Source organism: Streptomyces novaecaesareae (assembly GCF_000716875.1).
Lineage (GTDB): Bacteria > Actinomycetota > Actinomycetes > Streptomycetales > Streptomycetaceae > Kitasatospora > Kitasatospora novaecaesareae.
On sequence record NZ_JNWQ01000163.1, the window covers coordinates 1 to 4,554 of the forward strand.

1 protein-coding gene is annotated in these 4,554 nt (G+C 73.0%); it reads left to right on the forward strand.

The genetic code is table 11. The annotated features are described in order from the left end of the window. A partial coding sequence (locus OP86_RS36275; RefSeq protein ID WP_033334348.1) for a type I polyketide synthase occupies positions 1-4,554 on the forward strand: 4,554 nt, incomplete at both ends.

Below are 4,554 nucleotides of genomic sequence, written 5' to 3' on the forward strand. Positions count from 1 at the left end.
ATCCGCGCCCGCCGCATCGACGTCGACTACGCCTCCCACACCCACCACGTCGAACAACTCCGCGACCACCTCGCCCAACAACTCGCCGGCATCACCCCGAGGCAAGCCACCATCCCCCTCTACTCCACCGTCACCGGCAACCGACTCGACACCACCCGACTCGACGCCGACTACTGGTACACCAACCTCCGCCAACCCGTCCGCTTCACCGACACCATCCGCGCCGCCCTCACCGACGGCCACCACGCCTTCATCGAAGCAAGCCCCCACCCCGTCGTCACCACAGCCATCCAGGACACCACCGAAACCACCGACCACCCCACCGTCACCACCGGCACCCTCCGCCGCAACGAAGGCGGCCTCAGCCGACTGCTCACCTCCCTCGCCCACCTCCACACCCACGGCCACCCCGTCGACTGGACCCCGTTCCTCACCCCCGGCACCCACCCCGACCTCCCCACCTACCCCTTCCAGCACCAGCACCTGTGGATCGAGGACACTGCCGTCGCCTCCGCTTCCCCGGCGGGGTACAGCACGCTGGACGCGGGCTTCTGGGAGGCCGTCGAGGAGCATGACGTCGCCGCCGTGGCCGCGACGCTGCAGGTGGACGACGACGAGCAACGACGGTCGCTGAGCGTCCTGCTGCCTGCGCTCTCCTCGTGGCACCGGCAGAACCGCGACCGCTCGGCGGTGGACGACTGGCGGTACCGGATCGCCTGGAAGCCCGTGCCCGGGGCCGCCACGTCCTCCCTCTCCGGTACCTGGCTGGTCGTCATCCCCACGGGCCACGCCGACGACGCCTGGGTCACCGAGGCCGTACGCTTCCTCGGCCTGCGCGGCGCCCGGCCCGTGCTCCTGGAGGCGGGCGAGGCCGACGCGGACCGAGACGTCCTGGCCGCAAGGGTGCGCGGGGTGCTCGACGACGGCGAGTCCGGCCCGGCCGGCCTGTTGTCCTTCCTCGGACTGGACGCCCGTCGCCACCCGGGGAAGCGCACCGTGACGAGCGGCCTCGCCCTGACGCTGACGCTAATCCAGGCGCTGGCCGACCTCGGCCTCCGGGCGCCGCTGTGGTGCGCCACCCGCGGTGCCGTGTGCGCCGGACCGTCCGACGCCCCGGCGGATCCGGTGCAGGCCCAACTGTGGGGAATCGGCCGGGTCGTCGCACTGGAGCAGTCGCAACTCTGGGGTGGACTGGTCGACCTGCCCGAGGAGCCTGACGAGCGGGCGCTCGGTCAGCTGGCCCGGGTGCTCTCGGGTTCCTCCGACGAGGACCAGGTGGCGGTCCGTACGGCCGGACTGTTCGCACGGCGGATGGTCCATGCGCCGCTCGGCGACACCAAGCCCGTTCGGGACTGGCGTCCGAGGGGCACGGTGCTGGTCACCGGCGGCACCGGGAGCCTCGGGCCCCGGCTCGCACGCTGGCTGGCCGACCACGGCGCCGAGCACCTCGTGCTGGCCAGCCGCTCGGGCCCGGACGCCCCGGGTGCTTCGGACCTGGCCGCCGAGTTGGACGAGCGGGGCGTGGCCGTCACCCTGGCCGCGTGCGACGTGGCCGACCACGACGCGGTGGCCGGGCTGCTCGACCGGCTCCGGGCGGACGGCCACACGGTGCGGGCCGTCCTGCACACGGCCGCGTTCATCGACCTGACGTCCGTCGCCGACACCACCCTGGAGAGCCTCGACCAGGTGCTGGCCGCCAAGGTGGACGGTGCCCGGCACCTGATCGACCTGCTCGATCCGGACCGACTCGACGCCTTCGTGCTGTTCTCCTCGATCGCCGGTTTCTGGGGCAGCGGTGACCACGCCGCCTACGCGGCCGCCAATGCGGCACTCGACGCCCTGGCCGAGCAGGGCCGCGCGGGCGGCCTGCCGATGGTGTCGGTCGCCTGGGGCGTCTGGGAGGACGCCGTCAACACCTGGAAGAACCTCGGCGACCTGGACGTCGAACGCACCCGTCGACGCGTGCGCGGACAGGGCCTGCCGCTGATGGCCCCCGAGCTGGCGGTCGCCGCCCTGCAGCAGGCGCTGGACCACGACGACACCTTCGTCGCGGTGGCCGAGATCGACTGGCAGCGCTTCGTCCCGCTGTTCACCGCGGTGCGCCCGAGTCCGCTGCTCGCCGAACTCCCCGAGGTGCGCGCCGTGCTGGCGTCCTCCGCCGAGACGGCGGCCGGCTCGGTCGGCTCGACCGGCTCCGGGTCCGAGCTCCGGCAGTCCCTGGCGGACCTGCCCGAGCCGGACCAGCTCCGCTTGCTCACCGACCTCGTCACCACGCACGCCGTCGCGGTGCTGGGGCACATGACCGCGGACGGCATCCGGCCCGACCGGGCCTTCAAGGAGCTGGGGTTCGAGTCGCTGACGGCGGTCGAGCTGCGCAACCGGCTGGCGTCCGCCACCGGCCTGCGCCTCCCGGCGACGCTGGTCTTCGACTACCCGACGCCGACCGCGCTCGCCGCCCAACTGCGGCGCGATGTCCTTGAGTTGGGGGCAGCTGAGGTGGCCGCCCCGGCCGGACCGACCGCCGCGGCAGACGACGACGAGGCGATCGCGATCGTCGGCATGGCGTGCCGCTTCCCCGGTGGTGTGACGTCGCCGGAGCAGCTCTGGCAGCTGCTCGCCACGGACGGCGACGTCGTCTCCGACCTGCCCACCGACCGCGGCTGGGACCTGGACGCGGTGCCCGGCCAGCAGGGCGGCTTCGTCCGGGACGTGGACGGCTTCGACGCCGGGTTCTTCGGGATCAGCCCGCGCGAGGCACTGGCGATGGACCCGCAGCAGCGACTGCTGCTGGAGACCTCCTGGGAGGCCTTCGAGCGGGCCGGCATCGACCTGACCACCCTGCGCGGCAGCAAGACCGGTGCCTTCGTCGGCGCCATGCAGCACGGGTACGGCGTCCGATCGGCCGACGCGTCGGCCACCATCGAGGACTACGTCATCACCGGCAGCGTCACCAGCGTCATCTCCGGCCGGCTGGCCTACTCGTTCGGCCTGGAGGGGCCGGCCATCACCGTCGACACCGCGTGCTCCTCCTCACTGGTCGCGCTGCACCTGGCCACCCGGGCCCTGCGGGCCGGCGAGTGCTCGATGGCGATCGCGGGTGGTGCGGTGGTGATGCCGACCCCCGACTCGTTCATCGGTTTCAGCCGCATGGGCGCGCTGTCCGGGACCGGCCGTTGCAAGGCGTTCTCCGACGACGCCGACGGTTTCGGCCTCGCCGAGGGCGTCGGCGTGGTGCTGGTCGAGCGACTCTCCGACGCCCGCCGCAACGGCCACCCGGTGCTCGCCGTGGTCCGCGGATCCGCCCTCAACCAGGACGGCGCCTCCAACGGGCTGGCCGCGCCGAACGGGCCGTCGCAGCAACGGGTGATCCGGGCCTCGCTCGCGGACGCCCGGCTCGCCGCAGCCGACGTCGACGCGGTGGAGGCCCACGGCACCGGCACCCGGCTGGGCGACCCGATCGAGGCCCAGGCCCTGATCGCCACCTACGGACAGGACCGGCCCGCCGGACGCCCGCTGCTGCTGGGCTCGTTGAAGTCCAACATCGGGCACACCCAGGCGGCCGCCGGGATCGCCGGAGTCATCAAGATGGTGATGGCGATGCGGCACGGCGTGCTGCCGCGCACCCTGCACATCAGCGAGCCCACCTCGCATGTGGACTGGTCCTCCAGCGCCGTCGAACTGCTCACCGAGGCACGGGAGTGGCCGCAGGAAGAAGGGCGCCCGCGCCGCGCGGGCGTCTCCGCCTTCGGGATCAGCGGGACGAACGCGCACGTCATCCTGGAGGAGGCCCCCGCCGCTTCGCCGGAGGGTTCCGCAGCCGACTCGACTCTCCCCGTGGTGCCGTGGGTGCTCTCCGCGCGGGACGACAACGCCCTGCGCGCGCGGGCAGGACAGCTGGCCGCCTTCCTCCAGGACCACCCCGACACCGACCTGCGGGCCATTGGCCACACCCTCCTCACCGGCCGAGCCCAGCTGGAACACCGGGCCGTCGCCCTCGGGCACAACCACGAGGAACTGCTGAACGCCCTGAGCGCCATCGCCGACGGCACCACCCCCACCGGCACCGGCACGGTCGAGCGTCCGGTGTTCGTGTTCCCCGGCCAGGGGTCGCAGTGGATCGGCATGGGCGCCGAACTCCTCGACACCTCGCCCGTGTTCGCGGCATCGATCGCCCGTTGCCAGACCGCTCTCGCCCCGTATGTCGACTGGTCGCTCACCGATGCCCTACGCGGCACCCTCGACCTCGGGCGTGTCGACATCGTCCAACCCGCGCTGTTCGCCGTCATGGTCGCCCTCGCCGAACTCTGGCAGTCCCTCGGCATCCAGCCCGCCGCCGTCATCGGCCACTCCCAGGGCGAGATCGCCGCCGCCACCGTCGCGGGAGCCCTCACCCTCGAAGACGGCGCCCGCATCGCCGCCCTGCGCAGCCAGGCCATCCTCGCCATCAGCGGCCAGGGCGGAATGGCCTCCATCCCGCTCCCCTCCAACGAAACAGCCGAACTACTCGCCCCCTGGGACGGCCGACTCACCATCGCCGCCCACAACGGCCCCACC